At 71.4% G+C, this 25,379-nt stretch carries 23 protein-coding genes; 5 read left to right on the top strand and 18 right to left on the bottom strand.

The features are described from left to right. Positions 1-104: 104 nt before the first annotated feature. A complete protein-coding gene (locus tag IE317_RS11095) occupies positions 105-986 on the bottom strand; it encodes an LLM class flavin-dependent oxidoreductase (RefSeq protein WP_191308971.1) in 882 nt (293 codons plus the stop codon). A gap of 96 nt (positions 987-1,082) precedes the next feature. On the opposite strand from IE317_RS11095, the gene IE317_RS11090 reads away from it, so the two are divergent. Beyond that, positions 1,083-1,883 (top strand): HAD family hydrolase, encoded by an 801-nt coding sequence (locus tag IE317_RS11090; protein ID WP_191309148.1) that lies wholly within the window; start codon positions 1,083-1,085, stop codon positions 1,881-1,883. Here the strand turns inward: IE317_RS11090 and IE317_RS11085 are convergent. The 10 genes from IE317_RS11085 to IE317_RS11040 form a co-directional block, all read right to left on the bottom strand. Next, positions 1,880-2,608 (bottom strand): lysophospholipid acyltransferase family protein, encoded by a 729-nt coding sequence (locus tag IE317_RS11085; protein WP_191308968.1) that lies wholly within the window; start codon positions 2,606-2,608, stop codon positions 1,880-1,882. The two genes, IE317_RS11090 and IE317_RS11085, sit on opposite strands and share 4 nt — an antisense overlap. 9 nt (positions 2,609-2,617) lie before the next feature. Next, entirely contained in the window at positions 2,618-4,057 is a 1,440-nt protein-coding gene (gene wsfD, locus IE317_RS11080) for a glycan biosynthesis hexose transferase WsfD (RefSeq protein ID WP_191308966.1), read from the bottom strand. Next, positions 4,054-5,919, bottom strand: a complete 1,866-nt coding sequence (locus IE317_RS11075) for a hypothetical protein (protein ID WP_191308964.1) — start codon at positions 5,917-5,919, stop codon at positions 4,054-4,056. The genes wsfD and IE317_RS11075 overlap by 4 nt, the downstream gene beginning before the upstream one ends. Before the next feature lie 158 nt (positions 5,920-6,077). Beyond that, positions 6,078-7,046, bottom strand: a complete 969-nt coding sequence (locus IE317_RS11070; protein WP_191308962.1) for a lysylphosphatidylglycerol synthase transmembrane domain-containing protein — start codon at positions 7,044-7,046, stop codon at positions 6,078-6,080. 12 nt (positions 7,047-7,058) lie between these two features. Next, positions 7,059-8,300 (bottom strand): acyl-CoA reductase, encoded by a 1,242-nt coding sequence (locus IE317_RS11065; RefSeq protein WP_191308961.1) that lies wholly within the window; start codon positions 8,298-8,300, stop codon positions 7,059-7,061. Further along, a complete protein-coding gene (locus IE317_RS11060; RefSeq protein WP_191308959.1) occupies positions 8,297-9,349 on the bottom strand; it encodes a LuxE/PaaK family acyltransferase in 1,053 nt (350 codons plus the stop codon). The genes IE317_RS11065 and IE317_RS11060 overlap by 4 nt, the downstream gene beginning before the upstream one ends. Before the next feature lie 73 nt (positions 9,350-9,422). Continuing rightward, positions 9,423-10,817 (bottom strand): AMP-binding protein, encoded by a 1,395-nt coding sequence (locus IE317_RS11055; RefSeq protein WP_191308957.1) that lies wholly within the window; start codon positions 10,815-10,817, stop codon positions 9,423-9,425. Next, a complete protein-coding gene (locus IE317_RS11050) occupies positions 10,814-11,548 on the bottom strand; it encodes an SDR family NAD(P)-dependent oxidoreductase (RefSeq protein WP_191308955.1) in 735 nt (244 codons plus the stop codon). Before IE317_RS11050 ends, IE317_RS11055 begins: the two co-directional genes overlap by 4 nt. Beyond that, positions 11,541-11,786 (bottom strand): acyl carrier protein, encoded by a 246-nt coding sequence (locus tag IE317_RS11045; RefSeq protein ID WP_003096467.1) that lies wholly within the window; start codon positions 11,784-11,786, stop codon positions 11,541-11,543. Before IE317_RS11045 ends, IE317_RS11050 begins: the two co-directional genes overlap by 8 nt. Before the next feature lie 10 nt (positions 11,787-11,796). Continuing rightward, entirely contained in the window at positions 11,797-12,516 is a 720-nt protein-coding gene (locus IE317_RS11040) for a UDP-N-acetylglucosamine acyltransferase (protein ID WP_191308953.1), read from the bottom strand. 149 nt (positions 12,517-12,665) lie between these two features. Here IE317_RS11040 and IE317_RS11035 point away from each other — a divergent pair, with 149 nt between their 5' ends. Further along, complete coding sequence (locus tag IE317_RS11035) at positions 12,666-13,772, top strand: DegT/DnrJ/EryC1/StrS family aminotransferase (RefSeq protein ID WP_191308951.1); 1,107 nt, start codon at positions 12,666-12,668, stop codon at positions 13,770-13,772. After that, a complete protein-coding gene (locus IE317_RS11030) occupies positions 13,769-14,725 on the top strand; it encodes a Gfo/Idh/MocA family protein (RefSeq protein ID WP_191308949.1) in 957 nt (318 codons plus the stop codon). Before IE317_RS11035 ends, IE317_RS11030 begins: the two co-directional genes overlap by 4 nt. On the opposite strand, the gene IE317_RS11025 is transcribed toward IE317_RS11030, so the two are convergent. From IE317_RS11025 to IE317_RS11015, 3 genes are all read right to left on the bottom strand, one after another. Then, positions 14,722-16,062 (bottom strand): M20/M25/M40 family metallo-hydrolase, encoded by a 1,341-nt coding sequence (locus tag IE317_RS11025; RefSeq protein WP_191309146.1) that lies wholly within the window; start codon positions 16,060-16,062, stop codon positions 14,722-14,724. The two genes, IE317_RS11030 and IE317_RS11025, sit on opposite strands and share 4 nt — an antisense overlap. 85 nt (positions 16,063-16,147) lie before the next feature. Continuing rightward, on the bottom strand, positions 16,148-16,858 hold the full coding sequence (locus IE317_RS11020; RefSeq protein ID WP_191308947.1) for a hypothetical protein: 711 nt from the start codon (positions 16,856-16,858) through the stop codon (positions 16,148-16,150). After that, the gene (locus tag IE317_RS11015) at positions 16,855-17,364 is read right to left on the bottom strand and encodes a SigE family RNA polymerase sigma factor (protein WP_191308945.1); all 510 of its coding nucleotides are present in this window, start codon (positions 17,362-17,364) and stop codon (positions 16,855-16,857) included. The genes IE317_RS11020 and IE317_RS11015 overlap by 4 nt, the downstream gene beginning before the upstream one ends. 147 nt (positions 17,365-17,511) lie before the next feature. Here IE317_RS11015 and IE317_RS11010 point away from each other — a divergent pair, with 147 nt between their 5' ends. Beyond that, positions 17,512-18,099, top strand: coding sequence for a hypothetical protein (locus IE317_RS11010; RefSeq protein ID WP_191308943.1), 588 nt, complete (start codon positions 17,512-17,514; stop codon positions 18,097-18,099). 12 nt (positions 18,100-18,111) lie between these two features. Here the strand turns inward: IE317_RS11010 and IE317_RS11005 are convergent, their stop codons facing one another. From IE317_RS11005 to IE317_RS10990, 4 genes are all read right to left on the bottom strand, one after another. After that, positions 18,112-18,738 (bottom strand): acyltransferase, encoded by a 627-nt coding sequence (locus IE317_RS11005; protein WP_191308941.1) that lies wholly within the window; start codon positions 18,736-18,738, stop codon positions 18,112-18,114. Further along, entirely contained in the window at positions 18,725-19,921 is a 1,197-nt protein-coding gene (locus IE317_RS11000; protein ID WP_191309144.1) for a glycosyltransferase family 4 protein, read from the bottom strand. Before IE317_RS11000 ends, IE317_RS11005 begins: the two co-directional genes overlap by 14 nt. 70 nt (positions 19,922-19,991) lie before the next feature. Continuing rightward, complete coding sequence (locus IE317_RS10995) at positions 19,992-20,921, bottom strand: NAD-dependent epimerase/dehydratase family protein (RefSeq protein ID WP_191308939.1); 930 nt, start codon at positions 20,919-20,921, stop codon at positions 19,992-19,994. A 23-nt stretch (positions 20,922-20,944) separates the two neighbouring features. After that, positions 20,945-22,078 carry a DegT/DnrJ/EryC1/StrS family aminotransferase gene (locus IE317_RS10990; protein WP_191308937.1) on the bottom strand — a complete coding sequence of 378 codons (1,134 nt, stop codon included), beginning with the start codon at positions 22,076-22,078 and terminating at the stop codon, positions 20,945-20,947. A gap of 127 nt (positions 22,079-22,205) precedes the next feature. On the opposite strand from IE317_RS10990, the gene IE317_RS10985 reads away from it, so the two are divergent. Continuing rightward, a complete protein-coding gene (locus tag IE317_RS10985; RefSeq protein ID WP_191308935.1) occupies positions 22,206-25,313 on the top strand; it encodes a BTAD domain-containing putative transcriptional regulator in 3,108 nt (1,035 codons plus the stop codon). Positions 25,314-25,379: the final 66 nt, after the last annotated feature.

Here is a 25,379-nt window from a genome sequence, read left to right as displayed (position 1 = left end):
CCTCCGCGGCCACGAGGGCTCTCGCACCCCCGGGGTGTCTGCCAGTACCGACGCCCGAGGGGCGGCAATCGGTTTCCCGATCAGCCCGAAGTCACTCGTTCGGACTAGTGCAGCTCCGGCAGGACATCGCTCGCGACCTGCTCCAGGACGGCTTCGCGGCCCTCGTAGGGCGACGACGACCGCGGCCAGTGCGAGACGACGTCGGTGAAACCGAGCTCCTGCGCGCGGCCCACGGCGTCGCGGAACGCCTCCACGCTGCTGAGCGAGAACACCGGCGACGCGTCCAGGCTGACGAACCGCTGGATGCTCGCCCGGTCGCGGCCCACCGCGTCCAGCCGCTGGTCGAACACCTCGGTGAGCTGCTTGATCCCGGCCCACCACTCGTCGGCGGTCTCGCCGCCCTTGCCCGTCGTGACCCAGCCGGCGCCGAAGCGCGCGGCGAGCGTCATCGTGCGCGGGCCGTTCGCCGCGACGACGAACGGCAGCCGCGGGCGCTGGACCGGGCCCGGCAGGTTGCGGGCCTCACGGGCCCGGTAGTACTCGCCGTCGAAGCCGAACTTGTCGGTCATGAGGAGCCCGTCGAGCGCCTCGACGAACTCGGTGAAGCGGTCCACGCGCTGCTTCGGCGTCAGCTCGGGGGCGGCGAGCACCGCGCCGTCGTAGTGGGTGTGGTCGACGCCCGCGCCGATGCCGAGGACGAGACGGCCGTCCGAGACGTCGTCGAGGGTGTTCAGCTCGCGCATGAACGGCACCGGGTGCCGGGCGACCGGGGACGCCACGAAGGTGCCCAGCCGGATGCGGGACGTCACCATCGCCGCCGCGGTCAGGGTCGGGATCGCGGAGAACCACGGGCCGTCGACCAGGGTGCGCCAGCCCAGGTGGTCGTAGGTCCAGGCGTGGTCGAAGCCGTACTCCTCGGCGGCGCGCCACTTCGGCTCGGCGGCCCACCAACGATCTTCCGGAAGAATGACGATGCCAACTCGCACAGTTCCGGACGCTATCGGTAACCGCCGACTGTCGCACGGACGGGGACGGCCCCACCCGAACGTGTCAGGGACAATGGCGGGGTGGAGAGACCCCAGTTGATCGCGTCCGACGTCGACGGCACCCTGCTCGGCCCCTCCGAATCGCTCAGCGCCCGCACGATCGCCGCCGTCCGCCGGGCGGTCGAAGCCGGGGTGCCGTTCGTGCTGGCCAGCGGGCGGCCGCCGCGGTGGATCGCTCCGATCGCGAAGCCGCTCGAGCTCACCGGGTACGCCGTGTGCGCGAACGGCGCGGTCCTGTACGACTGCGGCCGCGAAGAGATCGTCGAGGTGCACGGCCTGCTCGAGCCGACGCTGCTGCACGACATCGCGCACGCGCTCGACAAGGCGCTGCCCGGCTGCCGGCTGGCGACCGAGCGGGTCAGCACCGGCGCGGTCGACCACGACATGCGCAACTTCGTGATCGAGCCGGACTACCACAACCCGTGGGGCGACGGCGAGGGCCGCACCGGGCCGCGCGCCGAGGTCCTCGGGCACCCGGCGATCAAGCTGCTGGTCAGCCACCGCGGGATGTCCTCCCAGGAGATGGCGGACGCGATCACCGCCCTCTTCGACCGGGACGTCGACGTCACGTACTCGTCGTCGGGCGGCCTGGTGGAACTGTCCGCGCACGGCATCACCAAGGCGACCGGCCTGGCCGATGTCGCTGCGCGGTTCGACGTCGAGCCCGAGCGGGTCATCGCCTTCGGGGACATGCCCAACGACGTCGAGATGCTGCGCTGGGCGGGCCACGGCGTCGCGATGCAGAACGGCCACCCGCAGCTGCTCGCGGTGGCCGACGAGGTCACCGGCCCGGCCGGCGAAGACGGCGTGGCGCAGGTCCTCGAGCGCTGGTTCTAGCTCAGGTCGAGCTCGGCGGCTTCGGCCGGGGTCGGCGCCGTGCCGCCGAGGTGCGCGGGCAGCCACCAGCGTTCCCCGTCCGACGCCGGCTGGTCCGGGTACTCGGCCTGGGCCCGGTCGAGCAGCGCGCTCATCCGGGTGCGGAGTTCCTTCGTGACGACGTCCCAGTCGTCGCCCTTCGCCGGATGCATCGGCTCGCCGATGAGGATGGAGATCGGCACGTGCCGCCGGGTCAGGTCCTTCGGACGGCCCTTCGTCCAGAGCCGCTGGGTGCCCCACAGCGCCATCGGCACCACCGGGACGCCGGCCGCCGCGGCCATCCGGACCGCGCCGGACTTGATCTCCTTGACGGTGAACGACCGGCTGATGGTGGCTTCCGGGAAGACGCCGACGACCTCGCCGGCCTGCAGCTTTCCGAGCGCTTCGCGGTAGGAGGCCAGCCCGGCGGAGCGGTCGACGGAGATGTGGTGCATGCCGCGCATCAGCGGCCCGGCGATCTTGTTGTCGAAGATCTCCTTCTTCGCCATGAACCGCGTCAGCCGCTTGGCCGGGCGCGCGCCGAGGCCGCAGAAGATGAAGTCGAGGTAGCTGATGTGGTTGCACGCGATGACCGCGCCGCCGCGGCGCGGGATGTGCTCCGCGCCCTCGATCCGGATGCGGTTGTCGAGTACCCGGAACATCGTCCGGGCCGCCGCGATCACGGGCGGGTAAACCAGGTCGGCCATCCAGCCAGGTTACGGGAGCGTAGGTTCGGAACGGCGGTTCAGCGGGGAAGAACACAATCCGAGGGCGATCAAGATCGAGAACAGCGCGACGGACTGGTGCTTGATGCCCTCGATGCCGTCGCCCAGCGCCGCGGTGCCGAACTGCGTCACCGAGACCGCGAACAGGAACACCACGGGGACCGCGAGCGCCGTCCGGCGTTGCAGCCCGGCCCTGACCAGGACGAGCAGCCAGATCGGCACCAGCGCGAAGAGCCCGAGCGGGGCGATCAGGCCGGTCAGCCACGAGACCACCGGCACCCGGTACTCCTGCGCGTGCGGCGGGAACCCGGCTTCCCGGTCGAAGCTGCCGAGGTAGTCCGGGCGGGCGGTGAGCTGGTCGGTGGCCGCGCGGTCGAGCACTTCGAGGGTCCGGCCGGGATGGGTCGCGAAGTACGTGACGACGTTCCGGCGGCTGATCCTGTCCCGGTACCGCGGGTACTGCGGATCCATGGTCGCCGGGTGCGGGTGCCACCAGCCGTTGCCGGCGTACTGCGCGAACTCCGGCGGCAGTCCGAGCGCGGCCAGGTCGGCCTGCGTGTCGTGCTTCCCGTCGACGATGTTGAGGAAGATCGAGTTGAAGGCGTTGATCTCGCGCGAGTCGTCGCCCGGGAAAGCGCTGTACGTGCCATCGGGCGCTCGCGCGGGCTCGACGCTCTGCTGCGCGAAGAACGTGACAGCGCCGATCGCGCCGATGACCAGCGCCGCCGACGCCCATCGCTTGACCCCGCGCAGCGAGCCCGGCCGGGCCAGCAGGATCGCCAGCGCGAGGATCGGCAGGATGGTGAGCGTCTGGACCTTGGCGTTGACGGCCAGGACCCCGCCGGCGAACGTCACGGCCATGCCCGCGTAGCTCCACCGGCCCTCGCGCGCGGTCAGGAGCAGGCCGCCGGCGGCGAGCAGCAGGCCGAGGAAGGCCGCGCCTTCGCCGAGGATCGCGGCGAAGTACCCGAAGAACGCCGAGTCCGCGACGACCAGCAGCAATCCGGCCGCCACGAACAGCCGGGTCCGGCGCGGGTGCGGCAGGCCGAGCACGATCGCGGTGATCGCCGCCGCCGCGATGATGCTGCTCAGCAGGCCCAGGATGACGAGGCTCAGCGTGCCGTGGAGACCGATCAGCCGTCCGATCCGGACGGCTAGGTCCGCGAGCCAGCTCTGCGTCAGCAGGTACGTCGGCCGGCACGGCGGCGCGCCCGGCGCGGGCGTGTAGGCGAGGTGGACGAACGGCTCGGGCAGGCCCTTCCAGGTGATCCCGGCCCCGCACAGCACGCGGCCGCCGTCGCCGTTGTTGGACATCGCGATCGGCCGCGGTACCAGGAAGCGCACCACGAACAGCGCGAACGCCGCGCCGAACACCCCGAGCCCGAGCCGCGCCTCGGCGCCCAGCTGCCGGTCCGGGGCCGCGAGCTTCACGAAGGACAGGGTACGTAGCGGAAGTCCGGACCCTTGTCGAGGTCGGCGACCAGGGACTTCGCCTGTTCCGCCCGCGGGTAGACCGAGACCCAGTAGGGCGTGCCGACGCGGCGGAAGGTCGCGACCTCGTACTTGCCCGCGTACACCGGGTCGATCGCGCAGTGCTGCCGATCGGCGTAGCCGCCGTCGGCGGGCACGGCGACGGTCGGACGGCGGCCGTTGACGACGTAGTCGTAGTCGGTCGCGATGCCGCCGTCGTGCCGGCCCTCGCGGGCGATGTGGTCGTCGGTGCGGCCGAGGACGTCGATGATGAGCAGCTGCCCGCCGTGGGCGGCGAGCGCGCCGGGCGCGGCGGCGCTGACCACCGACCCGGGCGGCAGGTAATCGCCGAGCCAGCCGCCGATTTCGGCGAGTTCGGTGCCGTGCGAGTGCCAAACGCGCACGCGGTCGAGCATCTCGGGGCTGAACACCGAGACGAGCACCGCGATGCCGGCCAGCCCGCAGGCGGTCACCGGCACCAGCCGCGGCGCGAGCGGTTTCGGCCACGGCGACGGCTTCGCCACGAAGTCCGCGGTGAGCACGCCGTACGCCCCGGTGGCCGCGACGGCCAGCAGCGGCGGGAGCGGGGCCAGCAGCCGCCACGACGGACCGGGATCGCCGCCGATGAGCACGGCCGCCGCGGCCAGCCCGGCGGCCATCGCGAACAGCAGCCAGAGCAGGGCCCGCGCCTCGACAGCGGGGTCATCCGAAGATTCGCCGTGCGCCCCCGAAACGCGGGCGGTGCCACGCGCGGATTCGCCGCGAGCCCGGGGCGCCGCCACCCGGGCCGCCGAAACGCGGACGGAGTCGTCCGAAGCCTCGCCCTGCGCCGGAGCTCCCGAAGCACGAGCGGTGTCACCCCGGCCTTCACCGCGTGTCCGCGACACCGCGACCCGCACCCCCCGAAACGGAGCTGTGCGACGCAGCACCAGCGCGACCGCGGCGACCAGGCCGAGCAGCAGGAAACCCTGGTGCGCCAGGGCGAACCCGGCCAGGTACGGCCAGCCGGTGGCGACGTGCTCGCCCAGCGGGCCACCGAGCTTCGCGGCCAGCGGCGCGGGGAGGAAGTGCTGGTAGAACGTCGCGCGCCAGGCCAGCCTCGGGATCAGGAAGACCAGCGCACCCTGCGCGTACCCCACCGGCGCCCACCAGCTGTGCCTCCCCCGGAGGGCGGCACCCACCAGCCACAGGCCGGCCAGCACGGCGATCACGAGGCCTTCCGGGCTGGTCATCACGGCGAAGGCGACGAGCACCCCGGCGACCACCGGGCGCCGCGCCGCGAGCGCGTAACCGACGGCGAGGACCAGCAGTACGAACAGCGGCACTTCGGAGCCCGAAGCCCCGTAGACGGCGAGGCCGCCGGCGCTCGCGGTGAGCACCGCGGCGGCCACCCCGATCGCGGGGCGCGGGGCCGCGCCGTCCGGGGCGGCCGCGGCGACGATCCGGTTGACCAGGAAGCAGGACAGGAGCACGCAGCCGAGCGCGGCGAGGACTCCGAAGACGACGGCCGTGGTGCGGATGTCGGCGCCGAACGCGGCGCGCGGCAGGGCGACCAGCACCAGCCAGGAGAAGTTCGTGTAACCCTCGACGCGTTCGCCGGGGTTGAAGACCGGGCCGTTGCCGTCGGCGATGTTCTGCGCGTAGCGGAAGGTGACCAGCGCGTCTTCGGTGACCGTCGCGAACAGCAGCTGGTGCAGCAGGGACAGCCCGAGCGTGAGGCTGAGGACGAAGCCGCGCCAGCCGCGGTCGGTGTCGAGGCGGTTCCAGGTCAGCACGACGATCGCGGCGACGACCAGCCACGCCACCACGACCGCGTAGACCACCCGGCCCCCTCACCTCGTCACCCGCACTTGCCGCCAGGTTATCGACCAGCGGCGGCGGGGCGTTTCCCGTGGCAGGCGAGTGTCACCCCACCAGCTGATCGGCGTTGTCCACAAGTACCGGAACGCTGGGGACAGGCTGTGGACAACCGCCCCGGAGATCAGGCGGAGGTGGCCGCCGAACGAGCCGAGCGGGCCGCGACAGCCGCGAAGCCGGCCGTCAGGAGGTCCGCCACCGTGAACATCACGCGGGAGGCCACCGCGAACGCCGTGGCCTGGCCGACCGTCAGGCCGCTGGCCGTGAGGACCGCGACCTGGGCGACCTCGCGGACGCCGACGCCGCTGGGGAGGATGAACGCGAACGTGCCCACCGTCATCGCCACGGCCATCGCGCCCACGCACAGGACGAAGCCGCCGAGGCCCGGCGCGCCCACCGAATTGGCCAGCAGCCACAGGTGGACGCCCTGCAGGCACCACGCCGCCGTCGAGGCGCCGAACACCTTGCCGATCACCCGCCGGCCCAAGGGGTGCTGCAGCGGCGGCCGGCGGAGGATCCGCAGGACGAGCGAGGTGCCCCAGGTGAGGATCTTCGGGTGCAGCATCGCCAGGCCGAGCGGGATGAGCACGAACAGCCACAGCGCGCGGGGGCTGTTGCTGAACACCGCCGGCGCCGCCAGCAGCGACACCACCAGCGCCGACACCACGCCCACGCCGAGCTGGATCAGGGAGCCGGTGAAGATCCGGGCGCGGGCCAGGCCCGCCTTGCGGCCGAGCTCCATCTGCAGCAGGTACGCCCAGACCGAGCCCGGCACGTACTTGCCGAGCGAGCCGACCAGGCAGATCTGGGCGCCGCGGGCGTAGCCGATCGGCTCGCCGAGGTCGTCGACCATCATCTGCCAGCCCCAGGTCGACACCAGGATCGCCGCGACCAGGGCGGCCAGGCTGAGCAGCGACGACTCCCAGGCGACGTCACGCAGGGTGTGCCAGAACTCGCCCCAGTTGGCCGCCAGCTGCTTCGCCGCGAAGCCGAGGACCAGCAGGATCGCCACCCACCGGACGACGTCGAGGATCCTCGCCCGGGTGGACTTCGGCTGCTTGCCCGCAGCCGGCAGGTCCTCAACTGTCGTCATCGACGGCTCTCCTCAGGCCTGCACCGTGACCAGGCGGCTGAACTCGGAGAGCAGATCGTAACCGTCCCACACCGCCGAGAAGGTCAGGGCGGAGCCGAACGGCACGATCCGGTCGACGCCGCGGCCCGCGAGCTCGTGCGCGAACGCCGTCAGTTCCTCGACGGTGAAGCCGAACTGGCTGACCGTCTGGTCCTTCCGGAGCACGATCGGCACCAGATCGGACAAAGAGGACACTCGCGCGTTGGCGAAGGTGCCCGCTCCCAGCCACTCGCGCGGCAGCACCGCCGGGTCGGTCAGCTCGAGCGTCGCCAGGCCGTTGCCCTCGAACGCGATCTCCTTGACCAGCCCGTCGACCGCCGCACCGTACGCCGAGACCCGCTTCTGGACCGCCATCGCGGGCTCGGTGACGTGCTGCTTAGTCTCCAGCACCGCCGCCAGCAGCGCGCGGAACTCGCTCCCCGCCGTCTGGGCGCCGGGCTCGTCGCCGACCCAGAACACCGCGCGCGGCGACGAGCAGGCGGCCTGGTCGAACCAGTACGAGTCGTTGTAGAAGCCCTCGGCGGCCGTGCGGCGCTCTTCGGCGGACGCGCGCTGCCAGCCCGCTACCGACGCGACGGCGAAGGACGAGCGGTCCGGGAATGTCAGGTCCCGCGCGTGCGGCGCGAGGGGGTACTTCCGCAGGGCCGCGACCGAGCCGTCGCCGCCCCAGATGACGCGCAGGTCGGCGGCCAGCGACAGCGCGCCGCTCACCTCGTCGCTGCGGTCGTAGGTCACCATGCGCTGGGTCGCCGTGATGGCTTCCGCCACCGAAGCGTCCACTTCGGACAATGCCGCGTTCAGCGCCTCCAGTACCGCCTCGGCGGCCCCGGCCGAACGCGAGGAGACCCGCACGACGTTGTGGTTGCCCGCCAGCGCGGACAGCGCCCACGAGTAGACGAAGATCGTGTCGACGTTCGCCGGCGGCACGTGGAACACCAGCCCGCGCGGGAACCGCAGCGCGCTACCCGGAGTGTCCAGTGTGGACAACGCTTTGGCGATTTCGCCCTTGCGCAGGAAGAAGCCGAGCGACGCCAGCTCCGGGAACCGGCGTGCGGTGGCCGGGGCCAGCAGCTTGCGCGCGAACTTCGTGACGAACTCGACGATCCGCGGGTCGCCCACGCGCAACCGGCCGCCCGGCGGCTCGGCACGCAGCTGGTCGACCAACGCGCCGACCTCGACCGAAGGACCGGCCGGGAATCGCTGGGTGAGACTCATGCCGCCGCTCCCGCGAACGTGTCCGAGCAGCCGCGTGCCTCGGCCTTCGGCAGCCGGCCGAGCACGGAGAAGTGTTTGCCCGGCCAGTCGCCGTCGTCGATGCCGTTGCAGACGCCCAGGTCTTCGGTGAGCAGCACGTGCCCGGGGTAGGACCGCGGCAGCGTCGAGACGACCTCGATCACGCCCGGCTCCCCGACCGGCTGCTCTTCCCACGTCTCCGGGTTCCGGATGACGACGTCGGCGAAGTCCGGGCAGTACAGCGAGTTCCCGGACGGGCCCTCGAGGAACACGGTGCCGATCTGCTCGATCATCCCGTAGTAGTTGTGGATCCGGGTGAGACCGGTGTCCTCTTTGAACCGCCGCCGGAACTCCGTGTTGTCCACCGCGCGGTCGATCAGCTTCTTCCAGCCACCGCTGTGGATGAGAATCCCGTTCGACAGGTCGAGGTTGTGGTCCCGCGCGACTTCGTACAGGTACAGCCACACCATGAACGTGAAGCCGAAGATCAGGAACGGCTTGTCGCCGTACTCGGCCAGGAACTTCTTGACCGCCTCGACGTCCGGCTGGTCGTTCTCGTCGAGCACGTACGTGTGCTTGCGGCCGAAGTTCGCCATGCCGAGCACACCGGCTCCCCGCGCGGAGAACGACCGGCGGTTCTTGATGATGCCGATCGTGTCGACCATCAGCATCGGCAGCCGCTCGCCGCCGAGGACTTCCTGCAGCGTCGCGCCCAGCTGCTTGGTCTGCGCGCCCGCCGCCGCCTTGTCCAGGTAGATCCGCGACGCGCCGGCGCCGGTGGTGCCCGACGACGTCAGCGTCTTGAAGACCTCGCTGTCCGGGATGGACTTGAGGTCGTGCGTCTTGAACATCCGCACCGGCAGCCACGGCAGGTCCGCGATCGAGCCGAACGCCGCATCCGAAGCGATGCCCAGCGAGGAAAGGATCCGGTCGTAGCCCTCGGAATTCGCCCGGTGGTGGGCCGTCAGGTCGGCGAGTTCGGGCAGCAGCAAGGCTTCCCGGTCGGCCTGCGACCGCGTGAACACACTCATGCGCCGACCTCGCTGACGCTCAGTTCGGCCTGAGCGGCAAGCGCTGTGTTGAATGATTCGCTCGCAAGCTCCCTCATGCCCGCCCCTCCAAGGTCCGGTAGTCGATCTTGCCGCTGGCCAGCAGCGGCACGGTGTCGATCGGGCGGACATCGAACCCGCTGACGTGCAGGTGCAGCCGCTCAGACAGCGCCCGCGACGCGTCCTTGCAGATCTCCTTGTCCGCCCCTTCGGCGAACAGCACCACCTTGTCGCCGGCGGCCACCGCGGCGACCACGTCGATCCCGACCGCCGCCGTGCGCACGGCCTGCTCGAGGTCGTCGAGGCTGACGCGGTTGCCGAAGACCTTGCCGATGCGCTTGAGCCGGCCGGTGATGAACAGGTACCCCTCTTCGTCGAGGTACCCGAGGTCACCGGTGGCCAGCACGCCACCGTGTTCGTCGCCTTTGGCCAGTCCGGACTCGTCGTCCGCATAGCCCATCATCACGTTGGGCCCACGGTAGACGACCTCACCGACAATTTTCGGGTGCGTGGTCTCCGAGCCGTCGTCCCGGCGCACCGAAAACTTCCCGCCCGGCACCGCCGGCCCGGCGGAACCGAGCTTTTCGGCCAGCCTCTCCGCGGGCACCGTCGTCATCCGCGGCGACGCCTCGGTCTGGCCGTACATGACGTACATCCGGCCGCCGACGGCGAGCATCTTGTCGTTGAACTCGGCGATCAGCTCGTCGCGCAGCTTCCCGCCGGCCTGCGTCAACGTCCGCAGCGTCGGGTACTTCGCGGGGTCGAACTTGAGCCGCCGCAGCATTTCGTAGTGGTACGGCACGCCGGACAGCGACGTGACGCCGTAGGTGTCCACCGCGTCCCAGAAACCGCGGCCGAGCACGCCGGACGGCTCGATCACGATGGTCGCGTCGCGCACCAGGTGCGAGTTCAGCACCGACAGGCCGTAGCTGTAGTGCAGCGGCAGGCAGGTGGGCGCGACCTCGTCGGCGTCGATGTGCAGCACCTGCGCGATGGCGTCGGCGTTCGCGAGGATCGCCTGCCGGGAAAGCCGGACGAGCTTCGGGTTGCCGGTCGAGCCGCTGGTCGGCAGCAGGACGGCGAGGTCGGGGTGCGGGACCACCCCGTCGGCCGAAGCGCGGACCCAGTCGGAACCCTGCCCGGTGTAGCCGGACGGCGCGTCACCCGAAGCCGACAGCACCGCGGCCGGGCGGAACCGCGAGACCAGCCCGGCCAGCACGTCGGCGTCCAGCGCCGGATCGATCAGCGCGATCGCCCGGCCGGATTCGAAGGCGCCCAGGTAGGTCAGCACGCTCGGCAGGTCGACCGACATCCGCGCGAAGACGACGCCGGCGGGCAGCGCCGCCAGCTCGTCCATCCGCCGTCCGACCTCGGCCGCCAGTTCCGCGCCCGCCAGCGTGCGGCCCCCGGCCACGTCCACCAGCCGAGCCCCCGCACCCAGCAACGTCACAGCACCAAGCCTCCGTCGATCCCCAGCACCTGGCCGGTGATGAACGACGCCTCGTCGCTCACCAGGAACCGGATCGCCTTCGCCACTTCTTCGGGACGGCCCAGCCGCCCGAGCGGCGTCCGGCTCGCGTTTTCGGCCTTCGCGTCCTCGCTCAGGCCCGCGGTGAGGTCGGTCTCGATGACGCCCGGCGCGACCGCGTTGACGCGGATACCGGACCGGCCGAGTTCCTTCGCCGCCGACCGCGCGATGTTCGCCACCGCGGCCTTCGAGGCCGCGTACAGCGTCTGACCAGCGCTTCCGTACTCGCCCACGATCGAAGCGAGCACGACGATCGAGCCGGTCTTCTTCCGCATCATCGCCCGGGCCGCGGCCTGGACGGTGTGCAGCGTGCCGGCGACGTTCGTGCTCAGCGTCGTGTCGACGGCCTCCTCGCGGATCATCCCGAGGAGCGCGTCCTCCATGATCCCCGCGTTCGCGACGACGATGTCGAGCTTGCCGTGCTCCTTCGCGACTCCCCTGACCAGCGAAGACACCGCCTTGGCATCGGTGACGTCGAGGGCGAGCCCGGAGGCGCCCACGGAGGCGGCCGCCTCTTTCGCGCGAGCCTCGTCACGGCCGGTCAGCACCACCGTCGCGCCCGCCTCCACCAGAGCGCGGGCGGTGGCCAGGCCGATCCCCCGCGTCCCGCCGGTGACCAGCGCGACGCGACCGGACAGGGCCTGATCAGTCATTCTTCGACTGCAGCTCGGTCACCATGTCGACGGCGACCTTGAAGCTGGACATGTCGATGACCTGGTCGGTGTCGAACTCGACGTCGAACTCGTCCTCGATCGCCGCGACCAGCGCCATGTGGCCGACCGAGTCCCACGCCTCGATGTCGCGGTACTTCAGGTTTTCGACGTCCACACCGCCGTCGAGGTCCAGCGCCTCGACGAAGACCTCGCGCAGCTTGGGGGCGACTTCCGACATCTGACAGCTCCTAGTGCTCTTCGCGCGGGCGAGCGTCCCACGCCTTTACCAAGGTAGAGAGGTCGCCGGGCAGCGTGACGTCCGGGAGACCTTCCTTGCCCTTCAGCCACGGGCCGAGTGCCTCGATCGTCTCCTCGTCGAGACCGCGGCGGGACAGGCCGACGACGTTGATGCCGGTGACGCGGGCCGGGTTGCCGACGGCGATGGTGAACGCGCCGATCTCGCGCCGCACCGCCGAGCCCATCCCGATCATCGCGCCCGGCCCGATCACGACCTTCTGGTGCAGGATCGCGCCCATGCCGAGGTTCGCGCCGTCCCAGATGTGGCAGTGGCCGCCGGTGACCGCGTTGGAGGCGATCGTGACGCCGTCGCCGACCAGGCAGTCATGTGCGATGTGGGAGTTGCGGAGGTAGTAGCCGTCGCTGCCGACCGTCGTCGTCCGCCAGGTCCCTTGGTGGACACTCACGTACTCGCGGATCCGGTTGCGGCTGCCGATGACGACGCCGTGGCCGTCGTGATCCGGGTCACCGGACGGGGCCTCTTCCCACGCCGCCGGGTGGGGACGGCCGCGGTCCTCGCCGGGCGTGCCGATCGTCACGTGCGGGCCGATCCAGTTGCCGTCGCCGATCCGCGCCGGCCCGGCGATCACCGCGAACGGGCCGATGACGTTGCCCTCGCCGAGTTCGACGCCCTCGCCGATGACGGCGGTCGGGTGGATGCGGTTGGCCACGGGCGGGTATCCGTTCGTCGGCGGCTGGGTACTGGGCGTGCTGCCGCGCCCGGTAACGTGTGGCCCGCGTTGCTGCAGGGCAGCCGGGCGCAGAACCGGCGGCTCACTGTACCGGACGCACCGAAATCGCCTGCCGAGAGAGACAGCCCATGATCCCCATCACCGTGGTCGACGTCCGCGACGCGGAGGACCTCGTCGTCGAGGTGCTGCGCTCCGGGTCCATCGCACAGGGACCGATGGTCAAGCGCTTCGAAGACGCCTTCGCGGCGGTCTCCGGGACGAAGCACGCGATCGCGGTCAACAACGGGACCACCGCGCTGGTCGCGGCGCTCCAGGTGCTGGACCTGCAGCCGGGCGACGAGGTCGTCACCTCGCCGTTCACCTTCGTGGCGACGCTGAACGCGATCCTCGAGGCGGGCGCGACCGTCCGGTTCGCCGACATCCGGCGCGACGACTTCGCGATGGACCCCGAGAACACCGCGGCCGCCGTGACGGACCGCACCAAGGTGCTCATGCCGGTGCACCTCTACGGCCAGACGGCGGACATGGGCAAGCTCGCTCCCCTGGCCGCCGAGCGCGGCCTGCAGGTGATCGAGGACTCGGCGCAGGCCGTCGGTGCGTCGTTCGAGGGCAAGCCGGCCGGTTCCTTCGGCATCGGCTGCTTCTCGCTGTACGCGACGAAGAACATCACCACCGCCGAGGGCGGCGTCATCACCACCGACGACGACGAGCTGGCCGACAAGCTGCGCGTGCTGCGCAACCAGGGCATGCGCGCCCGCTACCAGTACGAGGTCGCCGGCCACAACTACCGGATGACCGACCTGCACGCCGCCGTCGGCATCCCGCAGCTGGCGAAGCTCGACCAGCTGACCGCGGCCCGCCAGGCGAACGCGAAGCGGCTTTCGGAGGGGCTCGCCGGCACGCCGGGCCTGGAAGTCCCGCAGGTGCTGCCGGGCCGCGAGCACGTGTGGCACCAGTACACCGTGCTAGTCGGGCCGCACGCGATGCTCTCGCGCGACGAGCTGGCCGCGGCGCTGACCGAGCGCGGCATCGGCAACGGCATCTACTACCCGAAGATCGTCTTCGACTACGACTGCTACGCGGTGCACGAGCTGATCCCGGGCGCACGCGTCGAGGACTTCCCGGTGGCTCGCAGCGTTGCGGAGCAGGCGCTGTCGCTGCCGGTGCACCCGCACCTGTCCGAATCCGACCTGGAAACCATCATCGAAACCGTTCGCGAGGTACTGGGCGCATGACGCATCGGATCGCTCTGGTCGGTACCGGGAACATGGGTTCCCTCCACGCCCGCGTGCTCGCCGGCAACGAGCGCGTCGACCTGGTCCGCGTGATCGATCCGCGCGAGGAAGCGGGCAAGACCGTCGCCGAGCGGTACGAAACGCAGTGGACACCGGAGATCGGCGAACTGTCCGATGTGGACGCCGTGGTGCTCGCGTCGGCCACCGAGGTGCACTACGACCTGGCGCAGGAGATCTTCCGCCAGGGCAAGCCGATGCTGGTCGAGAAGCCGGTCTGCAACAGCTTCGAGAAGTCCCAGGAAATCGTCGCGCTGTCGGCGAAGAACGACATCCCGCTGATGTGCGGGCTGCTGGAGCGCTACAACCCGGCGGTGATGACCGCGCGGGCGCTGGTGCAGGAGCCGGTGCACCTGATGGCCCGCCGCCACGGCCCGTACGCGCCCCGCATCAAGACCGGCGTGGCGTGGGACCTGCTGGTGCACGACGTCGACCTGGCGATCCAGTTCTTCGGCGGCGCGACGCCGTCGCGGGTGACCTCCGGCGCGGGCTACTTCCACCCGCAGTCGGTCGAGGGCGCGGAGGACACCATCGAGACGGTGCTGTCCTTCCCGACCGGCCTGGCCACGGTGTCGGCGTCCCGGCTGGGCCAGAAGAAGGTCCGGTCGCTGGTGGTGTCCGAGCTCGACCGGCTGATCGAGATCGACCTGCTGCGCCGCGACGTCACGATCTACCGGCACGTCTCGCACGACTCGGTCACCCCGGACGGCCTCGGCTACCGGCAGCAGACGGTCATCGAGATCCCGGAGCTCGTCACGGCCCGGGAACCTCTCGCGACCCAGCTGGACCGGTTCTGCGACCTGCTCGAGGGCAAGATCGACGCCGACACCGAGCGCGACCTGATCCTGCCCTCGCACCACGTCGTCGAGCAGGTCCTGACCCAGGCCGCGGCCTAGCTCACCGGCGCCGGGAACGCGGCCGGGCTCCGGCGTCCGCCCGGCCCCACCGCGCGGACGCCGAAGAAGACGTTGTCCTTCGACAGGTCGATCTTCGCCGTCAGCGCCGGGCCGACGTCGATGGCGTGCGTCCAGTCCGGGGCCGTCGTTTCGCGCCAGACGACTTCGTAGCTGGTCGCGCCCGGGGTGGCGGTCCACAGCAGGTCCGAGTCGTTGGTCAGCGCCGCCGTGCGGATCTTCACGCCCTTCGGCGTGCCCGGCGCGGTGGCCAGCGACCACAGCGCGGCGCCGTTCACCCGGGCGACCCGCGCGATGAACGGGAAGTCGCAGAACCGGGGCAGATCGCCGTACTGGACGCCGTTTTCGACGCGGACGTCCTGGTGCTGGTGGGCGAAGTCCTCGTTCGGCTCGGTGAACCGCGCCGCCGGGTAGCCCTGTTCCAGGAAGCCGATGTGGTCACCGCCGCGCAGGTAGCGGTCGCGGCGGTAGATCACCCGGACGGTCATGCCGGTCGCGTCGTTCTCGGCCACCGACTTCACGAACCGGGCCAGCTGCCGCGGCGGGGAGTCGTTCTCGCCGCCGATGCTGCGGCGCAGGTTCGCCTCGGCCGGCGTCTCGGCCGTCGGGACGCCCTCGGCGAAGAGGCGGATGGTGAAGGGGTCGCGCGTGCCGTCGTCGGCGCGGCTCGAGCCGACGATGTCGTCGGTGAACATCGCCTGGACGTCGGTGCCGGCCGCCTTGAACTGCTGGGCCATGAACCGCGATCCGTACAGGCCCTGTTCCTCGCCCGCGACGGCGGCGAAGACGATCGTCGCGGCCGGCTGCCGGGTCGAGAGCACCCGGGCCAGCTCCAGGGCGACCGCGACGCCCGAAGCGTCGTCGTCGGCACCCGGCGCGTCCCCGGTGAAGTCCATGACGTCGGAGCGGCGCGAGTCGTAGTGCCCCGAAACGACGTACACGCGGCCGGGATCGGTGGACCCGTGCAGCGTCGCGACGACGTTGGTGATCGTCGTCGGCACCGGGATCCGGTCGGCGGGTGGCTGGACGTACGACTGCAGCTCGACGGTCAGCCGTCCCGCGGAGGCCGCCGCGACCTGCTGGAACTGCGCGAAGAGCCAGTCACGCGCGGCGCCGATGCCGCACACGGGGTCGTCCTGCGCCGACAGCGTGTGCCGGGTGCCGAACGCGGCCAGCCGCCGCACGGTCGCTTCGATCCGCCGTTCGTCGACCTGGCGGAGCAGGGCCCGCAGCTCCGCGTCGGGACGCTGGGGCCGCGTCGGGACACCGGGTCCGCGGTCGCCGAGTTCGGTGGCGCCGGCCGGGACGGCGGCCACCATGCCCAGCGCGGCCGACGCGGTAAGGAACGCTCGTCGAGAGGTCACGGTTCACGTCTTACGCCCGCATGGGGTGGGCGGGTACCGCCTACTTGGTGAGCCGCTTGCCGTCGGCGTCGTAGGCGATCAGGGGGGTCAGGACGGCGGAGTTCGGGACCTCGGCGGGATCGAACCAGAAGATGACCACGGTCGAGTCCGCGGTCCACGTCGCCAGGCGGGCCTCGACCGTCTTGCCGTGCACCGTCGTCGTGATCCGCGCCGCCCGGCCGGAGAAGTAGCCGAAGACCGGGATGGGCTGGTTGCGGACCACCTCGCCGCCGTCGGTGGCGTGGAACCCGAACGACAGGTCGGTTCCGCGGGTCTCGTTCGTCGCCAGCACGGCCTGCAGCGAGCTCCCGGACCGGAGGCCGGCCACCAGGCCGAAGCGGACGTTCGGCAGGGTCGGCTCGTTGACAGCCCGCGCGTACAGGACGATCTCGCCGTCCGAGGTCCGGATCCCGGTGCCGACGACGTCCCCCATCGGCTGCTCGGCGGGTGCCGCCGTCGACGTCGCGGACACGGTGGGCGCCGGTGACGGCGGCTGCGCGACCGGCGCGGGCGCGGGCTGCCGCAGCTGGATGGCGAACACGACGACGAGCACGACGGCGGCCGCCGCGGCCACCCCCGCGGCGCCGGTCAGCACGCGGCGGCGACGGCGCAGGCGCGTGCCGTCGGCCATGATCCTGGCCAGATCGGGTTCGGCGAAGGGCTCCTCGGGCGGCTGCCGGAGGGCGGCGCGGAAGCCGTCGAGCTCGTTCACCGCCCGCCCCTCCCGATCAGCGTGTCCTCCGGGTCCGCCTCGACCCGCAGCTTGGCCAGTGCCCGCGAGTTCGTGCTCTTCACGGTACCCAGTGAAACGCCGAGCTCACGGGCCACATCGGCTTCCGGGAGGTCGAAGAAGTGCCGCAGCACGACGACGGCGCGTTCACGATCGGTCAGCCTCTTGAGCACCGCGGTGAGCCACTCGCGCTGGGTGACGGCCTTGCCGACGTCGAGGCGGTCCTGCTGCTCGGGCAGGGTCTCGGCGGCGTACTCGCGGATCGGCCGCCGCCAGCCGTCGATGACGTGGTTCACCAGGACGGTCCGGGCGTAGCCGTAGGCGTCCTTGTGCCGCACCCGCGACCAGGCGGCGTAGGTGCGGGTGAAGGCGGTCTGAGCGGCGTCTTCCGCCTGGTGGCGGTCGCCGGTGAGCAGGAACGCGGCGTGCGTGAGCCGGGCCGACGACGCGCGGACGAACTCCGCGAATTCTTCGTCGCCCCGCGCCATGCGTCACCTCGTTCCGTCCTTCCCAGCGACGGCCGGGGCGGGGAAAGGTTGCCTGCCACTCTGCTACCGTTCACCGCGGCTACCAGCGGTCGAAACGTTGCGTAACCGATATCTCGCGCTGGGTCACTGCGTACTAGATTGTGGTGCGTGCGCCATTACGGGGGAATCTTCGCCGCCGCATGCCTGCTGACCTGCGTCACAGCGTGTTCGGGCGGCTCCACGACGGCGGCGTCGGCGCCGAGGCCGACGCCGCCGTCATCCACTTCGGCGAGCAAGCCGACCACCGCCACGCCGACGCCGACCTTCGCCGCGGTCGTGTCACCGGACAAGGTGACCGCGGCCTGCCCGTTCCTGGGCGGCTCGGAGGTCCGGGAACTCACGGGCCGGCCGGGTGAGAGCGGTGAGGGCAAGGAGGGCGAGTCCGAGGCGGTGAACCCGGGCACGGCCTACCACTGCGGGTACGGGCTGAACGGGGAACTGGTGGTCGTGGCGATCCCCGGCGCCCAGAGCCCGTCGGCGACCATCGGGCGGCTCAACAAGGACTGCAAGGAGCCCGCGAAGCCGATCCCGGGCGCGGGCGAGTACGCGAGCCACTGCAAGTTCCCGGACGGCGAAGAGATGGTCGCGATCGGGAAGCGCGGGCACGGCCAGAGCCGGTTCGCGCAGTTCTACACGCCGACGAACCGCGAGGACGTGTACGTCTCGGTGGCGAAGCTCCTGGGAGACCGGCTCTAGCCGCCGCGGAAGCTACTCCGAGAAGTCACCCGAGGGCGCGCCCCAGCCCGACGCGTCGCCACCGCGGGACTCCGCGATCTCCCGCCGGCGCGCGTTCTCGGCGCGTACCCGGTCCACTTCGGACTGGATGTACTCCTCGTCGTACCGCTGGAACACCCGCGCCGGATTCCCCGCCACCAGCGTTCTCGGCGGGACGTCCTTCGCCACCACCGAGTTCGGCTGCACCGTCGCGAAGTCGCCGATCGTCACGCCCGCCATGATCACCACCAGGCCGCCGATGAAGCAGCCCTTGCCGATCTTCACCGGCTTGCGCTCGATCAGGTCGCTGCCCGAATGGTTCTGCAGCGTCATGTTCGCCAGCCAGCTCGAGTGCGTGAAGATCAGCGTGTTCAGGCCGATGCTGGTGTGCTCGCCGATCTCCAGGCCGCCGCTCGCGTCGAGAGCCGCTCCTTCGCCCACCCAGCAGTGGTCGCCCATCTTCAGGTTCTCGGGGCTGATGATCTTCACGCGCTCGCGCACGCGGCACGTCGAAGGCAGCCCGTAGAACTGCGCCCGCTCGGCGTCGTTCATGTACTGCGAGACGAGCTCGGTCAGGATCTGCGGGCGCAGCCGGTGGCTGCGCTCGTCATCGAAGAACATCGGCTTCCGACACCAGCTTCTCGAAGGTCCTGAGGTGCTCTTCCGCAACGACGTCGAGGCCGAAGTTCGACCGCACCATCTCGGACGCCCGCTGCGCGATCAGGGCCCGGCGCTCCGGGTCGTCGAGCAGCTCGATCACCGTGCGCGCCACCGCTTCCGCGTCGTCCGGGCGCACCAGCAGCACGTTCTCGCCGTTGCGCAGCTCGATGCCCGGGTAGTTGTCCTCGGTCACCGACGCGATCGTCGCCGTGCCGGACAGCATCGCCTCCAGGGATGCCGTGCCGCAGCCGCCGTTGAGGTCGTGCGTGACGATGTCCGCCGCCGCGAAGTACGCCGGGACGTCCTCCTTCGGCACCGCGCCCGTCACGATCAGCGCGTCCGAGACGCCCAGCTCGGCGGCCCGCTTCAGGAACGCGTCGTGGTACACGCGGCCGACCACGGCCACCCGGACGCCGGGGTGCTTGTCCAAGATGGACGGCAGTGCCTCGATCAGCGGCAGCCGGTTGCGCAGCGGGATCACGTGGCCCAGGGACACGATCAGCGGCGCGTCGCCGATCCCGTGCTCCGCGCGGATGTCCTTCGTCACCGGCTTCGCGAAGTGACCGGTGTCGACGGCGATCGGGAAGTACTCCGAGTTCGCGTCGCTCGTGCCGTACCGGGCGACGCAGTAGTCGACGCCCAGCTTGTCCAGGATCACGTACTTCGGCTTCAGGTACGCGAGGATCGGCCGCACCAGGACCGCGTCGAGCAGCCGGAACACGCCGCCGTACAGCTTGTTGTCGCTGATCAGCAGCGTGTGGATGGTCAGCAGCGCCGGCACGTCGTGCCGCCGCGCCCAGATCCCGGCCAGCCACGACAGGTCGAAGAACTGGCCGTGCAGGTGGATCGCGTCCGGCTTGAACTCGTCCAGGAGCTTCCACAGCCGCCGCCAGTTGCCCGGCCGCAGCGACGCGAAGCTCATGTCGAAGTCGATCGACAGGCCGATCTGCGGCATCTTCACCGCCGGGAGCCGGACGACGCGGTAGCCGTCGCGGTTCTCTTCGGCCGGGGCCTCGTCGTACGCGGCCGTGATCGCGAGGACCTCGTGCCCGGCCGCGGCGAACTGCGCCGCGAGCGAGGCCGCCATGTGCGCGCTGCCGCCCACCCGCGGCGGGAAGAAGTTGTTCACCACCGCGATGCGCATCGCACGCCCTTGAGCCGGTCCGGCGACGGAGTTCATGCCGCCTCCGCTGTGAAGAGCACGTCGGCGGTGGTCACTCCGTTTCCTTGACCAGATCCCGCATGCCGTCCTCGACGGTGATCCGCGGCTCCCAGCCCAGGACGTCCCGCGCCCGGCTGATGTCGGCGGCGCGCCGCGAGACCAGCACGTCACGCTCGTTGAACAGCGGCTCGACGTCGACGCCGACCGCCTCGATGAGGATCTTGGCCAGCGCGGCGATCGAGGTGTCGATCCCGGTGCCGATGTTGATCGGCAAGTTCGCCTTCTCCGACTCCAGCGCCGCCACGACGGCCCGCGCCAGGTCGGTGACGTGCACGAAGTCCATCGACTGGTCGCCGCGGCCGTCGATGATCGGGGGCTGGCCCGCCCGCAGGCGCTGGATGAAGTGGTTGATCACCGACGTGTAGTAGGCCTCGATCTTCTGGCCGGGGCCGTACACGTTGAAGAACCGCAGCGCGTTCCAGGACAGGCCCTTCTGGCGCTCGTAGAAAGCGAGCAGGTCCTCGCCGGCGCGCTTCGAGATGCAGTACGGCGTCAGCGGGCGCAGCTCGTCGTCCTCGTGCATCGGCAGCCGCTTCGGGTCGCCGTAGACCGACGCCGTCGAGGCGAACACCAGCCGCTCGACGCCCTCGTCGGCGGCCGCGGCGAAGACGTTGTGGTTGCCGATCATGTTGATGTCGATCGACTCGTGCGGGTCGGCGATCGACTTGTTGATCGACACCGTCGCGAAGTGGATGACGTGCGTGCAGCCCCGCATCGCCTCGCGCACCGCACCGCCGTAGCGGACGTCCTTCTCGACCAGCTCGACCTTGCCGGTGGCCACGAACTCGTTGACGCGCGCGCGGTCGCCGCGGGTCATGTTGTCGAAGATCCGGACCGTGTAGCCGCCCTCGAGCAGCAGCGGGATCACGTGCGCGGCGATGAACCCGCCACCCCCGGTGAAGAGCACCTTCTTGTCGGACACCAATTTCTCCTCGGTCGGCGGCTTCAGGACAGGGACTGCACGGCTTCGCGCACGACCTCGGCGACCCGGGTGACTTCCGCGTCGGTGAGGTTGGCGTGCATCGGGATGGCGAGCTGACGCGCGAAGGCGTCGGCGGAGACGGGCAGCGGGGCCTGAGGCCCGTAGATCGGCTGCAGGTGCGAGGCGTAGGTGCCGAAGTTGCACTGGACGCCCTGCGAGCGGATCCGCAGCGCGAGCGTGTCGCGGCTGACCTCGGGCGCGACCGTGAGCAGGTACGCCTGCCACGGGTGCTCGCGGTCGGGCAGCTCCACCGGCACGGTCAGCGCCTCGACGTCGGCGAAAGCCTCGTGGTAGCGCTTCGCGACCGAGCGGCGGGCGGCGAGGAGGTCCGGGAGGCGGTCGAGCTGGACGTTCATGATCGCGGCCTGGACGTCCGAGAGCCGGAAGTTGTAGCCGAGCTCGTGGAACTCCGGGATGGGCAGCGTGTCCGAGCCTTCGCGGCTGATGGCCGGCTCGATGCCGTACGTGTGCAGCTTGCGGGCGTGCGCGATGAGGTCCTCGCGGTCGGAGACCAGCGCGCCGCCTTCGCCCGCGGTGATGCCCTTGCGGCCGTGGAAGGAGAACGCGGCGAGGTCGGCGAGGCTGCCGGCCGGGCGCGTCCTGTACGTCGCCCCGGCGGCGCAGGCGGCGTCCTCGAAGAGCCAGAGGCCGTGCCTGTCGGCGATCGCGCGGTACTCGTCGAAGTCACCGGGCTGGCCGGCGACGTCGACGGCGAGGATGCCGACCGTCTTCGGCGTGATCAGGGCTTCGACGTGCGCCGGGTCCGCGCTGAAGACGTCCGGGCGGATGTCGGCGAACACCGGCTTCGCGCCCGCCTGGACGACGGCGTGGCCGGTCGCCGGAAAGGTGTAGTCGCCGACGATCACCTCGTCGCCCGGCTGCACGCCGAGGACCTTGAGCCCAAGGAAGAGCGCCGACCCGCAGTTCGCGGTCGTCAACGCGTGCGCCGTGCCGGTGACCTGGGCGAACCGTTCTTCGAAGCGGCGACACGCCGGTCCGGCACCCGCGAGCCAACCGGAGCGGAAGACCTCCGCGACGGCAGCGAGCTCCTCTTCCCCCACGGTCGGTTGACCCAGGGCGATGCTCTCGGTGGACATACCTCTCCCATTGCGTGGGGACCCGCCGAAGTGTATAGACGCACGCTCAGGTGATTCACAGGACCACGCCGAACTCCTGTTTGGAGTGCCGCTTCCCCCAGGTCGGGGACGTCTTAGGCTGGGGTCCATGCGATTCGGGGTGCTGGGGGCCGTCGCCGCGTGGCGCCGGGACGGCACGCCGGTGGCGGTGGGCGGCCCGCGCTCGCGGACGCTGCTGGCGCTGCTCTCGCTCGAGGCCGGGCGGTTCGTGCCGGCCGAGCGGCTGATCGACGGCATGTACGGCGAACACCCGCCGGACGGCGCGGCGAACGCCCTCCAATCGCAGGTGTCGCGGCTGCGGACGGCGCTGAAAGACCTCGCGCCGGTCGAGTTCACCGCGGCCGGGTACCGGCTGGCCGTCGAACCGGACGAAGTGGACGTCCACTGCTTCGAACGGCTCACCCGCGAAGGCCGCGCGCTGCTGAAGAACGGCGAGCACGCGCGCGCCGCGACGGTCCTGGGCGAGGCGCTGGCGTTGTGGCGCGGGGCCGCCTTCACGGACGTGGCGGACGCGCCGTTCGCCGCCGTTCAGGCCACGCGGCTCGAGGAGCTGCGCGCGGAAGCCGTGGACGACCACGTCGAGGCCCGGCTGGCGCTCGGACAGGCCGAAGACGTTCTCGCCGGCGTGCGGGAGACCGTCGCCGCGAAGCCCTTGCGAGAACGGCCGCGTGCGCAGCTGGTCCGGGCGCTGGCCGCCGCCGGACGGCCCGCCGACGCGCTCGCCGCGTTCGAGGACGGCCGCCGCACCCTGGCCGACGAGCTGGGTGCCGACCCGGGCCCGGAACTCGCCGAAGCGCACCTCGCGGTGCTTCGCGGCGAAACGGAGAAGCCGGTCCTCCCGGCTTTGCCCGCGCAGCTGACCACCTTCGTCGGCCGCGACGCCGAGTTGCGGCAGGTGGCGGAGCTGCTGGCGCGCGCCCGACTCGTCACGCTCACCGGGCCGGGTGGCGCCGGCAAGACCCGGCTGGCCGTCGAGGCGGCGGCCCAGGCGGGGCCGGCGGTGTTCGTCGAGCTCGCCCCGCACGGCGGCAGCGACATCCCCGGCGCGATCCTGGCGGCACTCGGCATGCGGGAGAGCTCGCGCGGCGGCCCGCAGGACCCCGTCGAGCGGCTGGTGTCGGCGCTGCGCGACCGCCCGGTGCTGCTCGTGCTCGACAACTGCGAACACGTCGTCGACGCCGCGGCCCGGCTGGCCGCGCGCCTGCTCGCCGCGTGCCCGGGACTGCGGGTGCTGGCCACCAGCCGTGAGCCGCTCGGCATTACCGGCGAGCAGCTGGCGCCGGTGCCGCGGCTGCCCGTCCCGCCGCCCGGGACGTCCGCCGCGCAGGCCTGGGAGTTCGCGGCCGTCCGGCTGTTCGCGGACCGCGCGGCCGCGAGCGATCCCGCGTTCACCCTCGACGAGTCGACGATCGGCGACGTCCAGCACGTCTGCTCGGCCCTCGACGGCCTGCCGCTGGCCCTGGAGCTGGCCGCAGCGCGCGTCCGGACGCTGTCCCTCGGCGAGATCGCGGCCCGGCTCGACGACCGGTTCCGGTTGCTGGCGCGCGGCAGCCGGACGGCCGAAGCGCGGCACCGCTCGCTGCGCGGGGTCGTCGAGTGGAGCTGGGACCTGCTGACCGACGAGGAACGGGCACTGGCCCATCGGATGGCGGTGTTCGCCGGTGGCGCGACCGCCGCGGCCGCCGCCGAGGTGTGCGGCGCGGACGTCGACCTGCTGCCGGAGCTGGCCGACAAGTCACTGGTGGAGGCCGTCGGCGGGCGGTTCCGGATGCTGGAGACGATCCGCGCGTTCGGCGGCGAGAAGCTCGCCGAAGCGGGCGAAGCGGAGACGTTCCACCGCGCGCACGCCGAGTACTTCCTGCGGTTCGTGGCCGAAGCGGACCCGATGCTGCGCACCGCGGAGCAGCTGGACTGGCTGGCGCGGATCGACGCCGACTACGACAACATCCTGGCCGCGCTGCGCTGGTCGACCGAGCACGACGTCGCGCTGGCGCTGCGGCTGGTGCCGTTGCTGGCGATGTACTGGTGGATGCGCGGGCGGCGGTTCGAGGGCGCCGGGCTGTCGCTGGCCGTGGTGTCGCGGTGTTCGCCCGAGCTGCGCGAGGAGTACGTCGAGGAGTTCCTGGTGTGCGTGCTCGGCGCCCTCGCCGGGCAGCGGCACGAGTCGCTCGAGCAGTACCTGCCGCTGGTCCGCCGGTACGCGGCGGACGAGAACTGGGCGCCCCGCAACCCGATGCTGGTGATGCTGCTGGGGGTGGTGGTCGGCCCGCCGGGCGACGACGCCGAGCTGCTCGGCCGCGGCAAGAGTCTGCTGGCCGCCGGCGACGCGTGGGGCTGGGCGCTGCTGCCGATGGGCATGGGCCTGCGGGCGATGATGTCGGGCGACCTGGCGGGCGCGGAGGAAGGGCTGCGCGAAGGCGCGACGCAGTTCCGCGCGCTGGGCGAGCGGTGGGGCCTGTCGATGGCGCTGGACCACTTGTCCCAGCTCCTGACCTGGCGCGGCGAGTACGCGGCCGCGTTGCCGCTGATGGACGAGGCGCTCGGCCTGATGCACGAGATCGGCGCCACGGACGACGTGGCGGACCTGATCTGCCGCCGCGCGTGGACCCACCTGCTGTCGGGAGATCACGCGCGGGCCCGAGCGGACTACGAACTGGCGGCGGCAACGGCCCGCAGTGCGGGCATGCCGGAATCCCGCGCGGCGGCGTACGTCGGCTTGGCCAACTTGACCCGGCAGTCGGGCGACCTGGCCGCGGCCCGGGAGCTGTGCGAGCGCGCGTTGGCGGAGTGCGCGGGCGGTTCGTTCGCGGCGGAGTCGGTCCGCGCGACGGCGTTGGTTTCCCTCGGCTGGCTGGCGGTGGCGGAGGGCGACCGGCCCGCGGCAGTCTCGTTGCACCGCTCGGCGTTGCTGATCGGACGGCAGTGGAACGCGAGCGACGTGGTGGCGTTCGCGCTGGAGGGCTTGGCGGGAGCAGCGGAGCCGAAACAGGCGGCGGTGCTCCTGGGCGCGGCGGCAACGGTCCGCGGAACGGCGATCAGCGGCGACCCGGACGTGACGGCGGTCCGCGGGCGGCTGGTGGAGTCGCTGGGGGTCGACGGGTTCGAGCGCGCGTACCGGACGGGGCTGGGGATGAGTGCGCAGAAGGTCTTGGAGCATTCGATCGAGGGACAGGTGTCCACAAGTTCGGACACGTAGAAGGTGGTCGTTGCTCGGAGCAGCAGATCCTGCCTTGGCGAAGGGCGCTTCGGAACCGGGCTGGAT

The sequence above is a fragment of the Amycolatopsis bullii genome, from assembly GCF_014654205.1.
GTDB lineage: Bacteria > Actinomycetota > Actinomycetes > Mycobacteriales > Pseudonocardiaceae > Amycolatopsis > Amycolatopsis plumensis.
Note: the sequence above shows the minus strand (reverse complement) of the source record. Positions and strands in the feature narration are given on the sequence as shown.

Coding starts and splice junctions, on each gene's coding strand:
- IE317_RS11005 (WP_191308941.1), bottom strand. CDS start 18,738: ATGTTCTTCGATGACGAGCGCAGCCACCGGCTGCGCCCGCAGATCCTG.
- IE317_RS10990 (WP_191308937.1), bottom strand. CDS start 22,078: ATGTCCACCGAGAGCATCGCCCTGGGTCAACCGACCGTGGGGGAAGAG.
- IE317_RS11045 (WP_003096467.1), bottom strand. CDS start 11,786: ATGTCGGAAGTCGCCCCCAAGCTGCGCGAGGTCTTCGTCGAGGCGCTG.
- IE317_RS10985 (WP_191308935.1), top strand. CDS start 22,206: ATGCGATTCGGGGTGCTGGGGGCCGTCGCCGCGTGGCGCCGGGACGGC.
- IE317_RS11065 (WP_191308961.1), bottom strand. CDS start 8,300: ATGAGTCTCACCCAGCGATTCCCGGCCGGTCCTTCGGTCGAGGTCGGC.
- IE317_RS11015 (WP_191308945.1), bottom strand. CDS start 17,364: ATGGCGCGGGGCGACGAAGAATTCGCGGAGTTCGTCCGCGCGTCGTCG.
- IE317_RS11050 (WP_191308955.1), bottom strand. CDS start 11,548: ATGACTGATCAGGCCCTGTCCGGTCGCGTCGCGCTGGTCACCGGCGGG.
- IE317_RS11085 (WP_191308968.1), bottom strand. CDS start 2,608: ATGGCCGACCTGGTTTACCCGCCCGTGATCGCGGCGGCCCGGACGATG.
- IE317_RS11000 (WP_191309144.1), bottom strand. CDS start 19,921: ATGCGCATCGCGGTGGTGAACAACTTCTTCCCGCCGCGGGTGGGCGGC.
- IE317_RS11025 (WP_191309146.1), bottom strand. CDS start 16,062: ATGGTGGCCGCCGTCCCGGCCGGCGCCACCGAACTCGGCGACCGCGGA.
- IE317_RS11060 (WP_191308959.1), bottom strand. CDS start 9,349: ATGAGTGTGTTCACGCGGTCGCAGGCCGACCGGGAAGCCTTGCTGCTG.
- IE317_RS11030 (WP_191308949.1), top strand. CDS start 13,769: ATGACGCATCGGATCGCTCTGGTCGGTACCGGGAACATGGGTTCCCTC.
- IE317_RS11035 (WP_191308951.1), top strand. CDS start 12,666: ATGATCCCCATCACCGTGGTCGACGTCCGCGACGCGGAGGACCTCGTC.
- IE317_RS11070 (WP_191308962.1), bottom strand. CDS start 7,046: ATGACGACAGTTGAGGACCTGCCGGCTGCGGGCAAGCAGCCGAAGTCC.